The following is a 20268-nucleotide window of genomic DNA, read 5'->3' on the forward strand; positions in this document are numbered from 1 at the left end:
CGGCGAGAGCGGGGCCGCAATCGTCGTCGGTCGATCCCGCCTCGCCATGGTTACGACTTCCTGATCGTCATCGCGCGAATGCGAGTCCTCGATTCAGCGGGTGATTGGCTCTGACCCGCAGGAGCTCCGTCCCGGGGCCGAATCGATAAAATTGCGCGTATCCGCTTCAGCGCGGCTCAGGAAGCGTGGCGGCATCGTGTTCCTCGTTGGACGAGGTGGTCGCGATGGCACGGACGAAATCATTCTTGCTGGGGATGCTCGCGGCATTGGCGCTGTTCGGCGCCGGCGCGTCGCAGGCCCAGACCATGGCCGCCCTGCCCTCGCCCTCCCCCTCCGCCGATGTTCTCGGTGTCGCCCGCCCCATCGTCGGCTGGGTCTCGTTCTGCCAGCGTTACCCGGCCGAGTGCGCCATCGACGCGAATGAGCCGCCCCGTATCGCCCTCACCCCCGCCACCTGGAGCCTGATCGTCTCGGTCAATCGTCGGGTGAATACCGGTCTGCGTGCCGTCACCGACACGGAGCATTGGGGGGAAGCCGACCGCTGGGACCTCGCTGAGGACGGAATGGGAGATTGCGAGGATTTCCAGCTGGTCAAGCGCAAGCGTCTCGCCGATGCGGGTCTCTCCCGCCGCGCCATGCGGATGACCGTGGTCATCGACGAGAAGGGCGAAGGGCATGCCGTGCTGACGCTCCTCACCGACCGGGGCGAGTTCATCCTCGACAACAAGACCAGCGAGATCGTGCCCTGGTATCGGACCGGTTACGTCTTCATCAAGCGCGAGAGCCAGGATTCAGTGGCCTGGGTTTCGCTAGGCGGTGTCACGTCTCCGGTGACCACTGCGAACCGCTGAACCGGATTCTCTCGGGTTGCACGAAAACATCACGTCTCTGCCATGGAACCCATGGCGATGTGGGAAGTTAATTCGAGTTTAACTTTTGGATTGAGCCCTGGCCCTGGCCGTGCCAGTTTCTTGCCTTCGGCAACGAATGGCAGGGCGACCGGAATGCGGCACGCGGTTCTGCGAGGCGTCGACGGCGGAAGCTACTCGGCAAGTGGGCTCTCATACGGAGTTACTTGCGGGGTTACTTGCGGGCTTTCTTGGCGACGCATTGGACGTGCGGCCAAGCTGTCCCTGGTCGGCTCCATCCTGCTCCTCGGTGAGGCCGCGACGCAAGCGCGCCCGGTCGCCGCCCTGCCCGATGCGCCAGCCGTGAACGAGAGTGGCGGCGCCCGCCCGGTGGCGGCCTGGAACGGGTTCTGCGCCAAATACCCCGCCGAATGCATCGTCGACACGTCGCAGCCTGCGGTCATCGCCCTCAATCCAGCGATCTGGCGCACGCTCACCAGCGTCAACCGTCGCGTCAACGCGCGCATCCATCCGATCACCGACATGGCCCATTGGGGCGTCGTCGACCGCTGGGACTTTCCCGATGACGGCTTCGGCGATTGCGAGGATTTTCAGCTTCTGAAGCGTCGTATGCTGGTGGAGCGGGGGCTCCCCCGTCGCGCTCTGCGGATGACCGTGGTCATCGACGATATCGGTGAAGGCCATGCCGTCCTGATGGTCCGCACCGACAAGGGCGATCTCATCCTCGACAACAAGACCACCGCGATCCTGTCCGCGCCGCGCACCGGCTACACCTACGTCAAGCGCGAGGGCCAGGACGGCATGGCCTGGGTCTCGCTCAACGGCGTCGCCTCGCCGGTGGCTACCGCCAACCGCTGAGAGGGGCGGTGCCGATCCGTCCGCGCCGGACGTGCCATGGCGCCAGGCGATGCGATGTCCCGCACCGTCATCCGGCCGCCGCTGCGGCTCGCCCTGTTCAGCCGGTGATGAAATGGGCGAGATCGAGCGCGACCCGGCCCGAGAGCAGGCTCCAGCCGCAGGCGACGATGGTGGCGATCATGACGAAGGGGATCGGGCGGCGCTCGATCCGCCGGCCTCGTACGGTGTTGCGCAGGATGATGAAGGGCGCGCCGAAGGCCAGGATCGGCAGGGCCGCCACCGCTCCGACGCCGCCGCGTTCCAGCAGGCTGAAGCTCGCGCGACGGTCCGAGACGAGTTCGAAGGCGCTGGCGAGGAGGCCCGACAGGGCGAGGCCGACGCACAGGGTCTTTATCGATTCGATGGCGGAGGGGCTGATATCCATGGCGCGCTCGACCGTTGATGACGGATTGAGCACGCACTCTGCCAGAGCGTTTACGAGTTGTTAAGGATGTCCCGGCGTCGGGATGAGCCGACGCACAGGGAGGACTACGTGCATTCGGGCATTGTGCTGGTCGTGGCTTGCGAACGTCCGCGACCGGCTTGCGCGATTCTATGGCTGCTTCGGCTTTAGTCTTCGAGATCGATGTCGAGGATCGCCATGGCGAAGTTGAACGAGCGGTCGCCGTCCTCGTCATCGACGGAGACCACGCCGAGGAATTCCTCGCCGATATAGACCTCGGCGGAATCGTCCTTCTTGGGGCGGGCGACGAGACGGATATTCGTGTTGGCGAATGTCCGGCGCATATAGTCCTGGACCTTCGTGATGTCGGTCTTGTTCACGCGTTCGCCTCTTGATTCGTCGATGGTCGGTGGAGGCCGGGCTCGCTTCGAGCGACCGAGTCCCTCCGGATGGGCACCGCTTGCCACGCCGCTTCGCCACGGGCAAGTCGCTGCGGGCACGCGCGGGCCGCCGGTTCAGATGCCCTCGGCCATGTGGATGAACTGGTCGATATTGACGAACTGGTCCATGGCGCGCGCCGGCTCGGCGCAGCCGGCGGTGCCGACCACGCGGGCGGGCACGCCCACCACCGTGGTGTGGGCCGGCACCGGGCGCAGGACAACGGAACCGGCCGCGACGCGGGCATATTCGCCGACTTCGATGTTGCCCAGGATCTTGGCGCCTGCCCCGATCATGACGCCGCGGCGGATCTTGGGGTGGCGATCGCTGCCTTGCTTGCCGGTGCCGCCCAGGGTCACGGCGTGCAGGATCGAGACGTCGTCCTCGATCACGGCGGTGGAGCCGACGACGACGCCGGTGGCATGGTCGAGGAAGATGCCGCGTCCGATGCGGGCGGCGGGATGGATGTCGGTCTGGAAGACCTCGGACGAGCGGCTCTGCAGGTAGAGCGCCAGGTCTCGCCGGCCGCTGGTCCAGTACCAATGCGCCAGCCGGTGCGCCTGGATGGCGTGAAATCCCTTGAAGTACAGCACGGGTTCGATGGCGCGGCCCGCCGCAGGGTCACGGTCCAGCACGGCCCCGATATCGGCGCGGAAGCTGTCGCCGATGCGCGGGTCGGCGGCGATGGCCTCGTGAAATCCATGCGCCACGAGCTCGGCCGGAAGCGACGGATGGCCGAGGCGTGCGGCGACCCGGTGGGACACGGCGGCTTCGAGCGTCGCCTGGTTGAGGATCGTCGCCACGATGAAGGAGGCGAGTTGAGGTTCCTCGCGAACCACGGCTTCGGCCTCGCCGCGCAGGCGCGACCAGACCGGATCGACGGTGCCGGCGATGGCTTCGTTCCCGATCGCGGGATTCGAGAAGGGGCTGGCGGACATGGATTCCTCCGCGATGCGGGGTCTATGGCGGGCGGGGCCTATGCGGCCGGATCGCCATGTCAGGGGCCGGACGGCCGTGCCGGGAACCGATACGGGAGAACACTCTCCCCGGGGTCAAGGGAGAACGGAGCACTCCGTTCCCCTTGGGGTACGTCCCATAGCGTGGGGAAAGGCCGCCCCCGTATCAAGGGGGCTTCCTGAGCTAACCTTCCCGAACCACCTCTCGGTGATACTCAGCGTGTCAGGCGCTGCGCCGGAAATCGACCGATCCGAAACGCGCATCGATCACGGCGGCGAGCCGGTCGATCATCTCCTCCAGGGGAACGTCGGACGTATCCACCACCGCCGGAGCGCGGGCATAGAGCGGCTCGCGGCTGAGCAGCACGGCACGCAGTTCCTGCATGGCGGAGGCATGGTCGCCCGTGGTGGCGAGCTTGCCCTGGTCGCGCACGCGCTGCATGTGCTCCTCGGGCTTCGCCCTGAGCCAGACGGTGAAGAAGGCCTGGAGAAGCAGGTCGTAAGTCAGGGGCTCGGCGACGATGCCGCCGCTGGTGGCCAGGATCATCGGGCCGGGATGTTCGGTGAGCCGGCGCAAGGCAGCCTGTTCGAGGCGGCGATACCCTTCCTGGCCGTAGATCGCGAAGATCTCCTTCACCGAGAGCGCGTTCTCACGCTCGATCTCGGCGTTGAGCTCGATGAAGGTCCAGCCCAGGCGTTCCGCCACCCGGCGGCCGAGGGTCGATTTGCCCGCTCCGCGCAGGCCGACCAGGGCCACCCGCGGCATCGGGGTGTCACCGTTGGACATGGCGTGGCCGGACAGGATGCCCTTCGCCAGGGTGATCTGTTCCGCCGATGCCGAACCGAGAAGGTCGCGGATCACGTGCCAGTCGGGCGGGGTGTCCTGCACGGCGATCATGTCGTCGAGCCGCACGCCCATTGCATCCGCCACGCGACGCAGCAGGATGATCGACACGTTGCCCTGCCCGCTTTCGAGCTGTGCGATGTAGCGCTCCGACAGACCCGAGGTCTGGGAGAGGAGTTTCCGCGAAAGGCCGCGCACTGTCCGTGCATGCCTCACACGCCGACCGAGTTCGGCCAGAAAAATCGATTCTTGTTCAGCCGCGCCGGCCATGCCGTCGTCCGTCTTCCGTGTTCGCGTCCCGGACCTGACCGTCCCGGAGGCTGATGGCCTCACCATATCCCGCCACGCGATCTTGGCTCGGCACGGAATTCGTGCCGGCGAGATCGATTGCAGCAGGCTCCCAAGCGCCGGTCGCGATCCTTCATTCCATGGTCGTTCGACCAAGATCAGGCTCGTGACGAGGCTTCACAATCGTCAGTTTGGGGCCCGATGTACAAGACTTGCACTTCAAGCTCCGTGTTGGAAGCCTGATCTTGCAACCTCATGCGCTCTCGATGCCGCACTGCACCATGTGATGTCGAAAGAGAGCATACGCAAGCGAAACATGCGTGTCCCCGCCGCAATCGGCATGACAGGAGAACATTCACGTATGTTTGTTTCTGAATGGTTTCAGCTTTGTCCCGATCAGGGACAGACGGGGCGCTTGCCGCCTTTTGGGTGAGGCGCTCGACGCGGTGACGGGCTTTCGAGGGCTTACTGGCTGGGCGGAAGCGCCGAGGCTTCCATGATGGTGCCGGGTGTCGGTGCCTTCTTCGCGACGATCGGGCGGCCCACCGAGGCCAGAACGACCGCCGAAGGACGACGCGGCGGCAGCGGCACTTCCACTTTCTCCGTCACGGAGAACTCGACGGCGCCCGCGACGGCGGCCGGCTGGGGCATTGCCGGATTCACCGACAGGGCGGCCAAAGCCGTGGCCTGAGGGGTGGCGGCCGGCGCATGGGCGGGTCCGATCTCCGCCACGGCCGGAGCGAGGCCGGACAAGGCAGCCGGCCGGCGCGGCGGCAGCGGGACTTCCACCAGCTCGGTCGGCACGGGCGGAGTGGTCAGGCTCGGAGCATAGGCCAGGGCCGTTCCGGCGGCGGTGACGTTCGCATCGGGCTGCGCCTTGCGCTGCGCGCCGAAGCCACGGGTGAACACGTCGCTGAAGGCCGCGCTCGATTGCGGCGAGGCGGCCGTGGTGTCCTCGATGCCGGCGACCAGGGTGCCCTGGCGCTTGCCGGCGTAGTAATAGCCCCGGTTGTAATAAGTATAGGCTTGGTGGGTGTTGCCCTTGGCGGTGCGATAGGCGCCGGCGAGATAGGCAATGCCGTAACGAAGATTGATCTTCGGATCGTAGAGACCTGCCGCATCCCCGCGATATCCCATGCCGCGTGCGGTGGCATGTTTGATCTGCATCAGGCCGAGGGCGCTGCCGCCCTTCGCGTTGGGATTGTAGTTGCTTTCGCGCTTGACGACCTGGTGGACGAAGCTCGCCGGGACGCCGTTTGCCTTTGCCTGCTCCTCGATCAGCGCATCGATGTTGTCGCGGGCCGGGGTGCCTTGGCCGAGAACCGGGCCCGGCAGGACGGCCGCAGCCACGGCGAGGAGCAGGAGGCGCTGATTCATTCGGAGACCCGGTGGCGTCGTTCTTGATCTGAGGCCAAGGGTCGAGGCTAAATGAGGCCGGAAGGCGGCTCCACTGTCATGATTGCGGGAAAGCGGAGCCGTTTCTCCGCGTGCTGTGGCGCACATGGCACAGGCCTGAACGCGACCCCGGCCCGTGGTCCGGCGGTTTCGCCAGCATTGCCAAGGAGCTGAGCTGTACGGGGCAAGGATCGGCGGCGTTTGCGCGTCAGCGCGTCAAGAGAAATTCATCCACCGCTTTTGCGAACCCGTCGTCGTCATTTCCCGACGTCACCGCCGACGCGGCCCGTTTCACGGCCTCCCCGGCATTGCCCATGGCCACAGAGAACCCGCTGCGTGCGAACATCGCCATGTCGTTGGCAGCATCGCCGAGGGTCGCGATCCGCCCGTGGGGAATCCCGAGGCGGCGCGCGATCTCGTCGACGAATGTCCCCTTGCCCTGCCCGTACGGCGTCACGTCGAGATAATAGGCCTGGGAGCGATGGACGTCGGCGCCGTGTCCCAGAGCCTCGGCGACCCGGCTCTCGCATGCGGCCAGATGATCGGTATCGGCGCTGACGCCGACGATCTTGGATGCGCCCACGAGGAGGGGACCGAGATCCTCGACGCGGGTCGGTTCGGCCTGGAGGGTCCGGCGTTCGAGATCGGTATAGGGCCCATGGGGGTCGCGCAGGTTCCACTGCCCCCGCGCGAACACCCAGATATCGAGGCCGAGCCCGTCGAGGAGCCGCACGGCCTGGCGGGCCGTCTCCTCCGGGAGGAGATGTTCGGCGAGGATCTGCCCATCCGGGGCGAGCAAGGTGCTGCCGTTGAAGGCGCCGATCGGATGACGCAGGCCGAGGTCGGCGATCAGCGACCTGAGCCCCATCGGCGGCCGGGCGGAGGCGATGGTGAAACCGATGCCGGCCGCGTCGAGCCGCCGGACGGCGTCCCGGCTGCGCTGGGTCAGGCTCTTGTCGGAGGTGACGAGGGTCCCGTCCACGTCGGAGATCACGAAGGCGATCGCCCGGTCGCCGGAGGGAGGGCCCGACATCATGCTGTGTCCTGTCTGATGGGATCGTCGGGCTGCAAACCCGATCGGTCCAGGATCGTTGCCACGATGGCCTCCGCGCTGCCGACGATCGGCACCGCCAGCGCGCCCTCCTCCGGGCGCGGCGGTTCGAGCGTGGCGAATTGGCTGTCGAGGAGGGCACCCGGCATGAAGTGGCCGGTGCGGCGGGCGATGCGGGCCGCGATCAGGTCGCGGTCGCCGTCGAGATAGACGATGCGAATGCCCGCCCGCCCCTGGACGAGCGCATCGCGATAGGCCCGCTTCAGGGCCGAGCAGGCGAGAACGCCCGGTTTGCCGGTCTCCAGGCGTGTGCCGATCCAGGCCGACATCGCCGCCAGCCAGGGGGCGCGGTCGGCATCGTCGAGGGCGTGGCCATCCCGCATCCTGGCCACGTGTTCCGCGCTGTGGAAGGCGTCACCATCGACGAAATCCCACCCGAGGCGCTCGGCCAATAGCCCGGCGATCGTGCTCTTGCCCGAGCCCGAGACGCCCATCACGATGAAAATTCGAGGCGGGCCCTGATCCGGTTCGATGCTCAAGACCCGGTCGCCGTGCCGGTGTCGATCCGGGGGCCTTTCACCCGGTCCCGCAGGCGCTGCGGGCCGAGCGCCATGGCGAAGAAGTCGTACTCGCCGCGACGATCGTTGGCGAAGAGAAACTGGAAATGCATCCGGAACGGTCGCCATCGCACTTTGAGGTAGGTTTCCGGATCGATGATCTCACGGAACTTGGCCGAGCGCACCAGCGGGTTGCGCGGGGGGCGGCCGCCGAGGTCGAGGGGCAGGCGCTCCACCGGATCGAAATCGGGGAAGTTCATCCAGTCCTGGGGGGCATAATAATCGACCCAGACGATTCTTTCCGAGACGACGAGGCTCGCGATGTCCGATTGCACCCGGCGCGCCTCCTTCTGCAGCGCGACGATGGGCAGGCCCGAGCCGAGGGTCAGCAAGGAAAACGCCGTCGTTCCCGTGCCGATCGCCGGATCGGCGGCGAGCACGCGGGCGGCGACTTCCACCGCCGTGAGCGCGCCGGTCGAATGGCCGAGAATGAGTACTTCGTCGAGCTCCGTACCCTCCGCCCGGAATGCCGCGAGGCGGTCCACGACCAGGGCGGCGAAAGCGTCGACGCGGGTTTCGTAGTCGCGCCGCCGGCCCTGGCCGTGCTGCCAGTTGAAGACCCAGTCGTTGAGCAATTGCCAGAAGAACGCACGTTCCAGCAGGGCATCGAGGGATTTGATCCAGACGAGGCCGGCCGCGAGGCCCAGCGGCACCGTCACCCAGGCCGGCCATTGCAGGCTGTGCCCGAATCCGTCTCCCAGATGAGCATGGATCTGATGTGCGATCAGGCCGCTCACGAGGGTGAGGAGGAGGATCAGGCCGAGCGGATAGAGGATGACGTTGCCGTATTTCCAGTTCAGCCGGTAGAACTTCACCGCCATGCCGGTGACGATGGCCTGGAGGCTGCCCGCGAACAGCAGGAGGACGCTGACGATGCGCCAGCGGGCGAAATCCTTGAGCACGATGTCGTCCCAGAGCAGGACGTCGTAGCTCGTCTCCGCTCCGCCGACCTCCGGTTCGGCGGCCACGGTCCAGCGCTGGGAAAGCCCGTCCGCTCCCATGACCGCGCGTCCGGGGCGGCGCTTGGGCTCACCGAACCTCTTGGCATGGAGCGTCAGCTCCCGCACGAACAACATGCGGTAGCGGGTACGCCCTTCCGGATCGTAGCCCGGCACATAGAAGACATGCCGGCGCCGCACGGGGCTTCGTGCGCCGTCACCGTGGGTCCGCTCGGCGCGCGCGCCGGGAGGGCGATCGGGGATCGTGTCAGACAAAGGCATCCGGCTCGGCTGTCCTCGCAGGTGCCCCCTGCTCGTAGGTCGGGAAATTCGCACGCCGATCCGCCCACCGTCGAGCGATTTCGGCAGTAAGACGAGACAGATGCGGCCAAGTAGCCCCGTACGTCGTCCGTTGCGAAGCCCCGGCGGCAAGTCCAGGAGCTCGGCATGTGGGTATCGGGGACGATCCGTTGCACGCGTCCCGACGGGACGGCACTGTGTCCAACCCGCCACGGACAGTGACAAGGCTTTGGTTTAGGCAGCGGATGAGAGAAACCGACAGGCGAAACTGCATGCGCACTCTGCCTATCGTCCTTATCACCACGCTTTCGGTGTCGGGATGCGGCGCTTTCCTGCCCGCCGCCGGCCCGTCCACCACGGCCGTGGTGGACGGCGCGGATCAGGCGACGAGCGAAGGGACCTTCGCCCGCTACGAACTCATCGACATGAACTCCGCCGTGGTGGAGGCACTGCGCGGACGCTCCCTCGATAGCCTGTTCGCATCCTTCGGCGATCGTCGCGCTCCGGCGGAATCCGTGATCGGCATCGGCGACGCCGTGGCCGTCTCGGTGTTCGAAGCCGGTTCGGGCGGCCTGTTCTCGGGCCCGCTCACGGTCAATTCGTTCTCCGCGGGCTCGAAGGCGGCGCAGCTGCCCGAGCAGGTCGTCTCGCGCGACGGCGCGATCTCGATCCCCTATGCCGGCCGGATACAGGTGGCCGGACGGCGGACGCAGGACGTCCAGGCGCTGATCGAGACGGAGCTCGCCGGCAAGGCGATCCAGCCTCAGGTGATCGTCACCGTGACCCGGCCGGTCTCGCAATCGGTGACGGTCGGTGGTGAATCCATCGGCGGCGCCCGCGTCCCGCTCGGTACCCAGGGCGATCGCATTCTCGACGTCATCGCCACCGCAGGCGGGGTCAAGACGCCCGTCAACGAGACCTTCGTGCGCCTGTCGCGGGGCGGTACGACGGCGACGGTGCCGCTGACGACGGTGGTGTCGAACCCCAAGGAAAACATCTACCTGCGCCCCAACGACAATCTCACCCTGGTGCGCGATCCCCAGACCTTCCTGGCGGTCGGCGCGCTGGGTCAGGCCATGGAAATCCCGTTCCAGGCCGAGGGCATCACGTTGGCGCAGGCGCTGGCCAAGGCACGCGGTCAGCGCGATGCCGATGCCGATCCGACCGGGACCTTCATCTTCCGCTTCGAGCCGGCGGCGGTGGTCCGCCGCCTGAAGCCCGGAAGCCCGCTGCTGGGGACACCGCTCGTCCCCGTGGTCTATCGCGTCGACATGCGCGACCCGAACAGCCTGTTCCTCACTCAAGCCTTCCGCATGCGCAACCGCGACATGGTCTACGTTTCGAACGCGCCGTTCACCGAGATCAAGAAGGTCCTCTCCGTCTTCTCGGCGGCGGCCCAGCCGGTCATGACCGGCGTACGCGTCGGCGGTTCCTTCGACTGAGGCCGGCCGGATCGTCATGGGTCGGATCGTCTTGGACCGGGGCGTCTTGGACCGGGGCGTCTTGGACCGGGGCGGTTCGGTTCCGCACCGACCACGCGGGGTCTTGCACGCACTTGCGTTATGGACCGCCTTGCCTCACGGCTCGACGATGCCATGGGTGCCGGGGGGCAACTCGTAGGGCCCGCTCGTCTTAAGAGTGGACCGGACGGGTTTTGGGGCGGGGCGACATGAGGATGAGACGGGTGGCCTGCTTTTTCGGGCTGGCGAGCGTGGCCCGCCATCTGGCCTCGCGGCGCAAGGCCGCCACCACGCTGTCGAGATCCGCTGTCACCACGCGAAGCGCCGCGTGCGGAAGTCTCGCCGTGTTCCTGGCCGTCGCTCCCGCCCGAGCGGACGTGACCGTCGGCGTGGCGGTTCCGCAATCGGGTGCCTATGTCGCCGTCGGCGAGCAGGTTCTTCGCGGGGTTCGCGCCGCGGTGCGGGACGCCAATGCCAAGGGCGGCCTCGCCGGGCAGACGATCCAGCTCGACGTCCAGGACGATGCCTGCGATTCCAACAAGGCCGTGGGAGTCGCCAAGCATTATGCCGCGAGCGATGTGCGCCTCGTCGTCGGCCATGTCTGTTCCAACGCCTCGCTGGCGGCGTCCGAAGTCTATGCCGCCAACGGCATCGCCATGGTCACGGCGGCGTCCGTCGCCGCCAAGCTCACCGATCGCGGCCTCCAGAACGTGTTCCGGGTGTGCGGGCGCGACGACGACCAGGCCAAGCTCTCGGCCACGGTGCTGGCGGAGCGTTTCCGCGACAAGAAGATCGCCATCCTCAACGACCAGAGCCCCGGCTCTCGGGCGCTCGCCGCCGCCACCAAGGACAACCTCAACCGAATCGGCATCAACGAGGCCCTGGCGACCGCGTTCGTCGCCAGCGACGCGGACGATGCGGCGCTGGCCGACCGGCTGAAGGAAGCGGGGATCTCGGTGGCCTATTACGGGGGCGACGCTCTCGAAATGGGCCGCCTCGTGCGGATCTCGGCGGAACGGGGCTTCCGGCCGCAATGGTTCGGCACCTCCGCCATCGCCACGCAGGATTTCGCCACCGCGGCCGGGCCGGCCAGCAACGGCGTGCTGATGACCTTCTACCTCGATCCGCGCCGCAAGCCGGAGGCGGCTGCCGTGGTCCAGGCGCTCAAGGCGCAGGGCGGCGACGTGGAGGGCTCGACGATCTATGGCTACGCCGCCCTTCAGGCCCTGGTGGAGGCGGGGAACTTCGCCCGCAGCACGGATGCACGCCGCATCGTCTCCGCGCTCCATACGGAGCGGTTCGATCTCGTCCTCGGTTCGGTCGGTTTCGATGGCAAGGGCGACGTCACCGCCCAGGGCTACGTGCTCTATGTCTGGAAGGACGGGACCTTCACCTACGCGCCTCCTCCCTGACGCAGTTCGGCCGGTGAGGCCGAAGGAAGGGCGCGCGCGAAGGAATATCGGATCGTTTTGTCTCCTGCCCCGTTCGTGAACGGACCGAGAGACGGGGGAAGCGAGTTTTTGAAGCGAGTTGTCATGGCCTCACACCCTGCGCGCCGCAGCCTGCTCGCCGCCGGATTGGGCGGTGCCGCCGCCCTGTCGATGGGGGGAGCCCGGGCCGAGACGATGCCCGAGACGCGCTGGCGGCTGGCCTCCCACTATCCGAAATCCCTCGATGTCCTGTTCGGCGCGCCGGAGACGCTCGCGCGCCTCGTGGCCGAGGCGACGGACGGTCGTTTCCAGATCCAGGTGCTTCCGCCGGGTGAGCCGGTCCCGGCCGAGGGGGTGATCGATGCGGTGTCCGCCGCGACGGTGGAGATGGGACACGCGCCGGCCACCCTCGGCAGCGGGAAGGACCCGACCTTCGCTCTCGCCTCCGCCCTGCCCTTCGGCCTCAATGCCCGCGGCCAGAATGCATGGTGGCTCCAGGGCGGCGCAGCCGACCTGTTCGCGGAGGTCTTCGCCAAGCATGGGTTGGTGAGCCTCCCCGGCGGGAATACCGGGGCGCAGATGGGTGGCTGGTTCCGCCGGGAGGTGAAGAGCGCGTCCGATCTCCAGGGCATGAAGATCCGCATCGCGGGTCTCGGTGGTCAGGTGCTGGCGAAGTTCGGCGCGGTGCCCCAGACGACGCCCGGGCCGGAGATCTATGCCGGCCTCGAATCGAAGGCCCTCGATGCGGCGGAGTGGATCGGCCCCTACGACGACGAGAAGCTCGGATTGCAGAAGGTGGCGCCCACCTACCATTACCCCGGCTTCTGGGAGGGCAGCGCGATGCTGCATTTCTGGATCGGCGCCGAGGCCTGGAAAGCCTTGCCGAAGGCCTACCGCGCCATCCTCCAGGCCGCCGCCGCCCAGGCCCATGCCGAAGTCCTGGCAAAATACGATGCGCGCAACCCCCGCGCTCTGCGCCGTCTGGTGGCCGCCGGCGCACAGCTCCGGCCCTTCCCCCAGGACGTCATGGAGACGGCCTTGAAGCATTCCAACGACGTCTATGCCGAGATTTCTGCCAAGAACGCCGATTTCAAGCGCATCTACGAGGCTATGAAGACCTTCCGGAACGAGGAATATCTCTGGTTCCAGGTGGCGGAATACACCTACGACAATTTCATGATCCGGGCCCGCGCTCGCGGATGAGCACTCCGTGCTGACGGGCGCTGCGTGGCTGCGGACAGAAAAAAGGCCGCTCCGAAGAGCGGCCCGAAGTCTAGGGAGGAAACGCCCAAGAAGGGCAGCGGGAGCGCGACGCCATCGCGTTCCCGCAATGCACAATCTGAGCGTCCTGGGCGGAAATGCAAGGCCGTTCGTGCAACGGAGCCATCTGTTTTCGTGTGGCGTCGCACTTCGTAATCCCGCTGTAACGAAAATGTCGCAGGCCAAGATCAGCCTCAGTCTTCCTGGTCATCCGTGTGATGCAAGCCGATGAGTGCATTCGGAAACCCGGTCTCTGCATTGGGTGGAACGCCACGAATTCTGGCGTTTCCATCTCCCTGACCCGCCCCTCGCGAGATCATTCATCTTCACCTCCCGCTTGGCGGGAGAGCAAACTTCGACGGAAACGGGGCGGTGACACACGATGGCGATACAGGCGAAGCGAATACGGGACTTGAATGACGCCGAACCCGATGCGGACGGCTCCTACGTCCTCTACCTGCTGCAGCAGGCCAACCGCGCCCATTGCAACCCGGCCCTGGAACTGGCCATCGAGGAGGCCAACCGGCTCGGCCTTCCCGTCGTCGTCTGTTTCGGACTTCTCGACGGCGCCAACGGGTTTCCCGAAGCCAATGCGCGCCACTACGCCTTCCTGCTGCAGGGGCTCGCCGACGCGAAGGCAGGGCTGGAGGCGCGCGGCATCCATTTCGTGATGCGCAAGGCCTCGCCGGCCGAGATCGCCATCGACCTTTCGGCCAAGGCGGCCCTCCTCGTCCTCGACCGGGGCTATCTTGCCATCCAGAAGCGCTGGTACGGCGAGATCGCGAAAGCCGTGACGATCCGCGTCGTCCAGGTGGAGGGGGACGTGGTGGTGCCGGTGGAGGTCGCCTCCCCGAAGCATGAATTCCCGGCCCGCACCCTGCGTCCCAAGATCCTGAAGCTCCTCGACGAGTATGTGGAGGAGCTCAAACCCCGTGCCGTGAAGCACAAGGCCGGGCGCGGGCTGCCGAAGAGCGAGGTCGACGTGTCGGACCCGGAGGCGGTGCTGGCGGGAATGAGCCTCGACCGCGAGGTCGCTCCGGTGACGCGCTTCACCGGCGGCGAGACGGAGGCGCGCCGGCGCCTGAAGGCCTATCTCGCCGGGCCGTTCGGCTCTTATGGCACCGACCGCAACCGGCCCGAAGCGGGGGCCGCCTCGCATATGAGCCCCTACCTGCATTTCGGGCAGATCTCGCCGGTGGAGATCGCCCTGGCGGTAAGGGCCTCGAAGGCGGGCGCGTCGGAGGACAAGGCCTCCTATCTCGAGGAACTCGTGGTGCGGCGGGAGCTCGCCATGAACCATGTGAACTACACGGAGCGCTACGACAGTTTCGAGCACGCGGTGCCGGACTGGGCGCGCAAGGCCCTGGCCGAACACGCCGATGACGAGCGGCCCACGCTCTACACCGAGGCCGAACTCGCCGAGGGCAAGACCCACGATGAATACTGGAACGCCGCCCAGGCCGAGATGCGGGTGACCGGTTACATGCACAACCACCTGCGCATGTACTGGGGCAAGAAGATCCTCGAATGGTCCCCGAGCGCGGAGGAAGGCTTCAAGCGCACCCTGCGCCTCAACAACCGCTACTTTCTCGACGGGCGCGACGCCAATTCCTTCACCAACGTCGCCTGGGTCTACGGCCTGCACGACCGTCCCTGGGCGCGCCGTCCGATCTTCGGAACGGTGCGCTACCAGAGCGAGAACTCGCTCAGGAAGTTCGACGCCAAGGCCTATCTCAAGACCGTCGGCGAACTCTGCCGAGCTGAGGAGAAGGCGGGAAAGACACCGCGCAAGACGAGCTGAGGGGCGGTACACGCCTTGCGTCGCGGGCTTCGCCTGGCGAGTGTCCTGGCTTCGTGAGGGCCTTGGCTTCGTGAGGGGGCTTGCTTGGCGGGTGTTCTTGCTTGGCGGGTGTTCTTGTTTGGCAAGTGTCCCTGGGCCTTCGGTTCGTGCCGGACAAGCGCCGTACACGCTCGTGATCCTTCCCGTCTTTCCGGGGCGCCAGAGGCGAGCCCGGAATCCAGAACCACCGGTGGAGCAGAATGAAGATCGACCTCTGGTCCTGGATTCCGGGCTCCGCTCCGCAGCCCCGGAAAGACGGGGTCGGTTCACGGACGTGTCGCCCCTCCGACGATCGGTCGCCCGCGCGAGCCCGCGATCATGCTTGACCCCGCTCCCGCCTCCCCTCCGCCGCGCAGGCGACTGGAACGCTGGCGCGGCGCGGCCTCCGATGCGGCGCCGCTATGGCGGCAGCGCCTGCTGTTCCTGTTCGGGGGGCTTTGCGTCGGGCTCGCCGCCGTGGCGATGGCCAAGCTCGCGGATTGGGCGCACGAGATGTTCCGCTGGATCGTCTCGCCCTCCCCCCTCGTCGCCCTGGTGCTGACGCCGCTCGGCTTCGCCATCGCGATCCTGCTCGCCATTCGGGTGTTCCCGAACTCGCAAGGCTCGGGGATTCCCCAGGTGATCGCCGCGCGCCATACGGAGGACCCGGCGATCCGCAACGCCCTGGTCTCCCTCAAGACGGCGTTCGGCAAGATCCTGGTCATGACGCTGGGCCTCGTCTGCGGCGCCTCGACGGGGCGCGAGGGGCCGACGGTCCAGGTGGGGGCCGCGATCATGGCGGCATTCGGCCGGCTCGACGCGGAGCGCCTGCCCGGCGTCATCCTCGCCGGCGGAGCGGCAGGGGTCGCCGCCGCCTTCAATACCCCCATCGCCGGCATCGTCTTCGGCATCGAGGAGTTGAGCCGGACCTACGAGGCGCGCACCAGCGGTCTCATCGTCGCCACCGTCATCGCGGCCGGGCTGACCGCGCTGGCGATCCAGGGCGACTATACGTATTTCGGCACCACCAAGGCCGCCCTGCCCTTCGGGCCGGGATGGCTCGCGGTGGCGATCCTCGGCGCGCTCGGGGGCATCGCGGGCGGCCTGTTCGGCCGCGTCACCCTCCTCTTCGCCAGGGGGCTGCCCGGTCGGATCGGCGGCGCCATCCGCCGCCACCCCATCGTGTTCGGTGCCCTCTGCGGGCTCGGCGTCGCCCTCTGCGGTCTCGCCTCCGGCGGTACGGTCTACGGCACCGGCTACGAGGAGGCCCGCGCCATGCTCCACGGCACCGATACCGGGCATCCGGCCTATGCCCCGCTGAAATTCCTCGCGACGGTGTTCTCCTCCATCAGCGGCATTCCCGGCGGCCTGTTCGCCCCCTCCCTCAGCGTCGGGGCGGGGATGGGCGTCTGGCTGCACGGCCTGTTCGCTGACGTGCCCATCGGCGCGCTCGTGCTCATCGGCATGGTCGCCTACCTCACCGGCACGCTCCAGGCGCCGATCACCGCCTTCGTCATCGTCACCGAGATGACCCAGGACCACGCGATGATGATCCCGCTCATGGTCACCGCCCTCATCGCCGACGCGGTCTCGAAGCTGATCTGCCGCGAAGGGCTCTATCACGCGCTGGCCGCCACGATCCTGGAGAAGGCGGAATCCGGTGCCGCGCCCGTCATCGCGACGCCGCACAAGCTTGAGCGGAACGCTTGACCCGACAGGAGGGTTATCGGTCGTTCCGCACGCTGGAGTTTTGCGCGTATGACCCTTCTCAAATGGGCCCTCATCTGTTTCGTCATCTCGCTCCTGGCGGGCGGCCTCGGCTTCACCGGCATCGCCTCGGGCGCGCGCTCCCTGTCGCGCATCCTCTTCGGTGTGTTCCTGGTGATCGCCATCGTGATCGTGGTGCTCGCTTTGGCTGTCGGCCAGGCGGTCTTCTAAGCGGTCATCCGATCGGAAACCGGGCCGGCGGGAGTTCGTAACGTCCATGGCGAACGCCGCACCCATCCCCGGCAAGATCTGTCTCGTGACCGGTGCCACCTCGGGCATCGGCTACGAGACGGCCCTGGGCCTGGCACGGGCGGGCGCCCGTGTCGGGATCGTCGGCCGTGATGCCGGCCGAACCGACGAGGCGGCGTCCCGCATCCGCGACGCGGTGCCGGGCGCCGTCATCGACGTATTTCTCGCCGACCTGTCTTCGCAGGCGGAGATCCGGCGTCTCTCCGCCGAGGTGCGGGCGCTCTATCCACGCCTCGACGTGCTCGTGAACAATGCCGGCGCCATCTTCGATGCCCGGCACGTGACAGTAGATGGCCTGGAACGGACCTGGGCGCTCGACCATCTCGCCTACATGCAACTGACCCTGGACCTCCTCGACCTGATGAAGGCGAGCGCGCCCGCTCGCATCGTGAACGTCGCCTCGAGGGCGCATAAGCGCGGCCTGATCGATCTCGAGGATCTCGACGGTGCGCGCCGCTACGGCACGTGGAAGGCCTATTCCCAGGCCAAGCTCGGCAACGTGCTTTTCACCGCCGCCCTCGCCCGTCGCCTCGCCGGCACAGGTGTCACCGTGAATTCGCTCCATCCCGGCGTGATCGCCAGCGGTTTCGCCGGCGGCACCGGGGGATGGTTCGGCATCAGTTGGTCGCTGATCCGGCCCTTCCTCAGCAACCCGGCCGATGGGGCGGCGACCTCCCTGCATCTGGCGACCTCGCCGGAGGTGGACGGCGTCAGCGGCCTGTACTTCTCGAAATGCCGTCCCGTCCCGACCTCTCGCCACGGACGCGATCAGGCGCTTCAGGAACGGGTCTGGGCGTTGAGCCTGCGGCAGCTCGGACGGGCGGAATAGGGCGACGGCCCCGTTGGTGGAGACGCGCCGGTGGGATCGCCTGAATCCGGCCCCTTCTTAATCCGCTCCCATATCAAAAAATGCACCGTTTATGATATTCTTCGCATCGATTGAGAGGCGAGGACGGCATGAACGTATCTGTTGGCGACCGGTGGGAGGGGTTTATCTCCCGCATCGTGCAGGATGGCCGCTATGGCTCGGCGAGTGAGGTGGTTCGCGAAGGCCTTCGCCTCGTCGAAGAGCGCGAGGCGAAACTCCAGGCCCTGCGTCGGACCTTGAGCGAGGCCGTTGAGGCGGGCGGTGACGCGAGCGAGAATGAGATCGATGCCGCGCTCGCGGCAAAGAGCGCGGAACTTAAGGCTCTGGGCTATGGGGAGTGAGCAAGGTTCGGTTCCTCGCTTTCGCGCGAACCAACCTCGTCGATATCCTCGGCCACGTCACTGAAACCAGTGGCAGCCTCACCACCGCACAGGGGTTCGTTGCGCGACTTCGCCGGCAATGCCATCGACTGGCGACGCTCCCGGGACGGCTCGGCCGGGCACGTCCGGAATTGCAGAGCGACCTACGTAGCTTTCCTTGCGAAAGCTACGTGATCTTCTTCCGCTATGAGGCCGGGACTGTAGAGATCGTCGCGATCCTGCATGCCAGCCGGGATCCCGGTCCTCACCGATCATCCGTCCAGCGAATAATCGGTGAGGTCGAGGGTCACGCTAGTGAGGCCGTCTCGGACGAGGCCGGCACGAACGCGCCGGACAGGGCCTTCTCGATCAGCGCCTGCGTTTCCGCCACTCCGTAGAGCGCGATGAACGAGCCGAAGCGCGGTCCGCGCGCCTCGCCGAACAGCACGTTGTAGATGGTGGTGAACCAGGCCTGCGACACGCCGGGCCGTCCGTCCGGGCTCTTGGCCTTGCCGGACAGGTCGGGGAAGTGCCGCCGCCCGACCTCGTAGACCACGGCCTGCAGCCCCTCCGGATCGGTAGAGCCCTTGTGGGCCTCCAGCGTCTGCGACAGGTCGGCGAGGGCCGCCCTCTCCTCCTCCGTCGCCGTGCGGTAGGTCTTGGCCGGACGCACGAGGTCGCGGAAATACGCGAGTGCATGGCCGACCAGCTTGTCGAGGACTGGATGGGTCTGCGGCCCGATCTCCGGGTCGTAGCGGCGGATGAAGCCCCACAGCACCGCCGGATCCTCGGTATTGGCCACCGCCGCGAGGTTGAGCAACATGGCGAAGTTCAGCGAGCCGCCCTTGCCCACGGCTTCGGCCGCCGGCGGGTGGCCGGCATGGAGGTGCCAGACCGGGTTGCCGAGCTGCTGCGCCGGCTCCTGGCCGGGGAACTTCTCGAGGAAGTTCAGGTAATCGTCGACCTGACGCGGGATCATCTCCACGAACAGGCGCTTGGCCTCGCGCGGCTTGTTGTACATGAACAGGGCAAGACTGTCGGCGGTGCCGTAGACGAGCCAATCGTCGATGGACAGGCCGTTGCCCTTCGACTTCGAGATCTTCTTGCCTTCCTTGTCGAGGAAGAGCTCGTAGTTGAATCCCTCCGGCGGCTCGCCGCCGAGGGCGCGGGCGATCTCGCCCGAGAGCTTCACCGAATCGATCAGATCCTTGCCGGCCATCTCGTAATCGACGCCGAGCGCTACCCAGCGCATGGCCCAATCCGGCTTCCATTGTAGCTTGGCGTGGCCGCCGGTGACCGGGGTCTCGTAGGCGGTGCCGGTCTTGGGGTCGCGCCAGACCAGGGTGCCGGCAGAGACCCGCACCTCGTCGATGGCCACCTGCATCACCTCCCCGGTCTCCGGGTGCAGCGGCAGGAACGGCGAGTAGCTCGCCGAACGCTCGGCCCGGAGCGACGGCAGCATGATCGCCATCACGGCCTCGTAGCGGTCGAGCACCGTCAGCAGGGCCGTGTCGAACAGGCCGGCCTTGTAGCATTCGGTGGCCGAGCGGAACTCGTAATCGAACCCGAACGCGTCGAGGAAGCGGCGCAGCTCGGCATTGTTGTGCGCGCCGAAGCTGTCATGCGTGCCGAACGGGTCGGGCACGCGGGTGAGCGGCTGGTTCAACGCCGGGATCAGGATCTGCTTGTTCGGCACGTTGTCCGGCACCTTGCGCAGGCCGTCCATGTCGTCCGAGAAGGCGATGAGCCGCGTGGGCACGCTGTCGTTGGTGAGCACGCGGAAGGCGTGGCGCACCATGGAGGTGCGGGCCACCTCGCCGAACGTCCCGATATGCGGCAGGCCCGACGGCCCGTATCCGGTCTCGAACAGCACTTCCGATTTCGGCTTGCGCTCCAGCCGCGCCACGAGCTTGCGCGCCTCCTCGAAGGGCCAGGCAGCCGCATGGGCGGCGGCCTCCACCAGGGCGGGGTCGAGGGCGAGCGGAGACGAGACGGGCGGGGCGGACATGGAATGGGCGTCAGTTCTGCGAGAAGACACGGGATGGCCGGAACCGGCCGGA

General features: G+C 67.1%; 20 protein-coding genes. 11 read left to right on the forward strand and 9 right to left on the reverse strand.

Going from position 1 to position 20268, the window contains the following annotated elements:
- Positions 1-224: 224 nt before the first annotated feature.
- The gene (locus tag ACYQOP_RS22110) at positions 225-851 is read left to right on the forward strand and encodes a transglutaminase-like cysteine peptidase (protein ID WP_461224147.1); all 627 of its coding nucleotides are present in this window, start codon (positions 225-227) and stop codon (positions 849-851) included.
- Between the two features lie 153 nt (positions 852-1004).
- The gene (locus tag ACYQOP_RS22115; RefSeq protein ID WP_461224149.1) at positions 1005-1727 is read left to right on the forward strand and encodes a transglutaminase-like cysteine peptidase; all 723 of its coding nucleotides are present in this window, start codon (positions 1005-1007) and stop codon (positions 1725-1727) included.
- Positions 1728-1824: 97 nt separating this feature from the next.
- On the opposite strand, the gene ACYQOP_RS22120 is transcribed toward ACYQOP_RS22115, so the two are convergent.
- The 8 genes from ACYQOP_RS22120 to ACYQOP_RS22155 all read right to left on the reverse strand — a co-directional run bounded on the left by ACYQOP_RS22120 (position 1825) and on the right by ACYQOP_RS22155 (position 8978).
- Entirely contained in the window at positions 1825-2151 is a 327-nt protein-coding gene (locus ACYQOP_RS22120; protein ID WP_207413933.1) for a DUF6949 family protein, read from the reverse strand.
- A gap of 185 nt (positions 2152-2336) precedes the next feature.
- Positions 2337-2549 (reverse strand): DUF3126 family protein, encoded by a 213-nt coding sequence (locus ACYQOP_RS22125; protein WP_027173107.1) that lies wholly within the window; start codon positions 2547-2549, stop codon positions 2337-2339.
- Positions 2550-2684: 135 nt separating this feature from the next.
- A complete protein-coding gene (gene cysE / locus ACYQOP_RS22130) occupies positions 2685-3545 on the reverse strand; it encodes a serine O-acetyltransferase (protein ID WP_056429370.1) in 861 nt (286 codons plus the stop codon).
- A 241-nt stretch (positions 3546-3786) separates the two neighbouring features.
- On the reverse strand, positions 3787-4743 hold the full coding sequence (locus tag ACYQOP_RS22135) for a helix-turn-helix transcriptional regulator (protein WP_082470531.1): 957 nt from the start codon (positions 4741-4743) through the stop codon (positions 3787-3789).
- Positions 4744-5160: 417 nt separating this feature from the next.
- A complete protein-coding gene (locus ACYQOP_RS22140) occupies positions 5161-6072 on the reverse strand; it encodes a transglycosylase SLT domain-containing protein (RefSeq protein WP_461224151.1) in 912 nt (303 codons plus the stop codon).
- 226 nt (positions 6073-6298) lie between these two features.
- Positions 6299-7123: a Cof-type HAD-IIB family hydrolase gene (locus ACYQOP_RS22145; RefSeq protein ID WP_461224153.1), complete on the reverse strand. Its 825-nt coding sequence runs from the start codon at positions 7121-7123 to the stop codon at positions 6299-6301.
- Positions 7123-7680, reverse strand: a complete 558-nt coding sequence (locus tag ACYQOP_RS22150) for a gluconokinase (RefSeq protein ID WP_405030618.1) — start codon at positions 7678-7680, stop codon at positions 7123-7125. Before ACYQOP_RS22150 ends, ACYQOP_RS22145 begins: the two co-directional genes overlap by 1 nt.
- Positions 7677-8978: an alpha/beta hydrolase gene (locus ACYQOP_RS22155; RefSeq protein ID WP_419952821.1), complete on the reverse strand. Its 1302-nt coding sequence runs from the start codon at positions 8976-8978 to the stop codon at positions 7677-7679. The genes ACYQOP_RS22150 and ACYQOP_RS22155 overlap by 4 nt, the downstream gene beginning before the upstream one ends.
- Before the next feature lie 290 nt (positions 8979-9268).
- Here ACYQOP_RS22155 and ACYQOP_RS22160 point away from each other — a divergent pair, with 290 nt between their 5' ends.
- From ACYQOP_RS22160 to ACYQOP_RS22200, 9 genes are all read left to right on the forward strand, one after another.
- Complete coding sequence (locus ACYQOP_RS22160) at positions 9269-10438, forward strand: polysaccharide biosynthesis/export family protein (RefSeq protein ID WP_461224155.1); 1170 nt, start codon at positions 9269-9271, stop codon at positions 10436-10438.
- A 362-nt stretch (positions 10439-10800) separates the two neighbouring features.
- Positions 10801-11868 (forward strand): branched-chain amino acid ABC transporter substrate-binding protein, encoded by a 1068-nt coding sequence (locus ACYQOP_RS22165; RefSeq protein WP_461225426.1) that lies wholly within the window; start codon positions 10801-10803, stop codon positions 11866-11868.
- 123 nt (positions 11869-11991) lie between these two features.
- A complete protein-coding gene (locus ACYQOP_RS22170) occupies positions 11992-13089 on the forward strand; it encodes a TRAP transporter substrate-binding protein (protein ID WP_461224157.1) in 1098 nt (365 codons plus the stop codon).
- 439 nt (positions 13090-13528) lie between these two features.
- A complete protein-coding gene (locus ACYQOP_RS22175) occupies positions 13529-14947 on the forward strand; it encodes a deoxyribodipyrimidine photo-lyase (RefSeq protein ID WP_461224159.1) in 1419 nt (472 codons plus the stop codon).
- A gap of 357 nt (positions 14948-15304) precedes the next feature.
- Positions 15305-16675 carry a chloride channel protein gene (locus tag ACYQOP_RS22180; RefSeq protein ID WP_461224161.1) on the forward strand — a complete coding sequence of 457 codons (1371 nt, stop codon included), beginning with the start codon at positions 15305-15307 and terminating at the stop codon, positions 16673-16675.
- 48 nt (positions 16676-16723) lie between these two features.
- Positions 16724-16903 carry a DUF1328 domain-containing protein gene (locus tag ACYQOP_RS22185; protein WP_018044058.1) on the forward strand — a complete coding sequence of 60 codons (180 nt, stop codon included), beginning with the start codon at positions 16724-16726 and terminating at the stop codon, positions 16901-16903.
- A gap of 46 nt (positions 16904-16949) precedes the next feature.
- Complete coding sequence (locus ACYQOP_RS22190) at positions 16950-17810, forward strand: SDR family oxidoreductase (RefSeq protein ID WP_461224163.1); 861 nt, start codon at positions 16950-16952, stop codon at positions 17808-17810.
- A 128-nt stretch (positions 17811-17938) separates the two neighbouring features.
- Positions 17939-18190 carry a type II toxin-antitoxin system ParD family antitoxin gene (locus ACYQOP_RS22195; RefSeq protein ID WP_461224165.1) on the forward strand — a complete coding sequence of 84 codons (252 nt, stop codon included), beginning with the start codon at positions 17939-17941 and terminating at the stop codon, positions 18188-18190.
- Positions 18187-18606, forward strand: coding sequence for a type II toxin-antitoxin system RelE/ParE family toxin (locus ACYQOP_RS22200; protein ID WP_461224167.1), 420 nt, complete (start codon positions 18187-18189; stop codon positions 18604-18606). Before ACYQOP_RS22195 ends, ACYQOP_RS22200 begins: the two co-directional genes overlap by 4 nt.
- On the opposite strand, the gene ACYQOP_RS22205 is transcribed toward ACYQOP_RS22200, so the two are convergent.
- The gene (locus tag ACYQOP_RS22205; RefSeq protein ID WP_461224169.1) at positions 18516-20216 is read right to left on the reverse strand and encodes a lysine--tRNA ligase; all 1701 of its coding nucleotides are present in this window, start codon (positions 20214-20216) and stop codon (positions 18516-18518) included. The two genes, ACYQOP_RS22200 and ACYQOP_RS22205, sit on opposite strands and share 91 nt — an antisense overlap.
- Positions 20217-20268: the final 52 nt, after the last annotated feature.

Source organism: Methylobacterium sp. CM6247 (assembly GCF_054817925.1).

Bases quoted from the DNA above. Each gene is read 5' to 3' on its own strand.
- ACYQOP_RS22110 (WP_461224147.1), top strand. From the start codon at position 225: ATGGCACGGACGAAATCATTCTTGCTGGGGATGCTCGCGGCATTGGCG.
- ACYQOP_RS22115 (WP_461224149.1), top strand. From the start codon at position 1,005: ATGCGGCACGCGGTTCTGCGAGGCGTCGACGGCGGAAGCTACTCGGCA.
- ACYQOP_RS22120 (WP_207413933.1), bottom strand. From the start codon at position 2,151: ATGGATATCAGCCCCTCCGCCATCGAATCGATAAAGACCCTGTGCGTC.
- cysE (WP_056429370.1), bottom strand. From the start codon at position 3,545: ATGTCCGCCAGCCCCTTCTCGAATCCCGCGATCGGGAACGAAGCCATC.
- ACYQOP_RS22135 (WP_082470531.1), bottom strand. From the start codon at position 4,743: ATGGTGAGGCCATCAGCCTCCGGGACGGTCAGGTCCGGGACGCGAACA.
- ACYQOP_RS22140 (WP_461224151.1), bottom strand. From the start codon at position 6,072: ATGAATCAGCGCCTCCTGCTCCTCGCCGTGGCTGCGGCCGTCCTGCCG.
- ACYQOP_RS22145 (WP_461224153.1), bottom strand. From the start codon at position 7,123: ATGTCGGGCCCTCCCTCCGGCGACCGGGCGATCGCCTTCGTGATCTCC.
- ACYQOP_RS22155 (WP_419952821.1), bottom strand. From the start codon at position 8,978: ATGCCTTTGTCTGACACGATCCCCGATCGCCCTCCCGGCGCGCGCGCC.
- ACYQOP_RS22160 (WP_461224155.1), top strand. From the start codon at position 9,269: ATGCGCACTCTGCCTATCGTCCTTATCACCACGCTTTCGGTGTCGGGA.
- ACYQOP_RS22170 (WP_461224157.1), top strand. From the start codon at position 11,992: ATGGCCTCACACCCTGCGCGCCGCAGCCTGCTCGCCGCCGGATTGGGC.
- ACYQOP_RS22175 (WP_461224159.1), top strand. From the start codon at position 13,529: ATGGCGATACAGGCGAAGCGAATACGGGACTTGAATGACGCCGAACCC.
- ACYQOP_RS22180 (WP_461224161.1), top strand. From the start codon at position 15,305: ATGCTTGACCCCGCTCCCGCCTCCCCTCCGCCGCGCAGGCGACTGGAA.
- ACYQOP_RS22185 (WP_018044058.1), top strand. From the start codon at position 16,724: ATGACCCTTCTCAAATGGGCCCTCATCTGTTTCGTCATCTCGCTCCTG.
- ACYQOP_RS22190 (WP_461224163.1), top strand. From the start codon at position 16,950: ATGGCGAACGCCGCACCCATCCCCGGCAAGATCTGTCTCGTGACCGGT.
- ACYQOP_RS22195 (WP_461224165.1), top strand. From the start codon at position 17,939: ATGAACGTATCTGTTGGCGACCGGTGGGAGGGGTTTATCTCCCGCATC.
- ACYQOP_RS22205 (WP_461224169.1), bottom strand. From the start codon at position 20,216: ATGTCCGCCCCGCCCGTCTCGTCTCCGCTCGCCCTCGACCCCGCCCTG.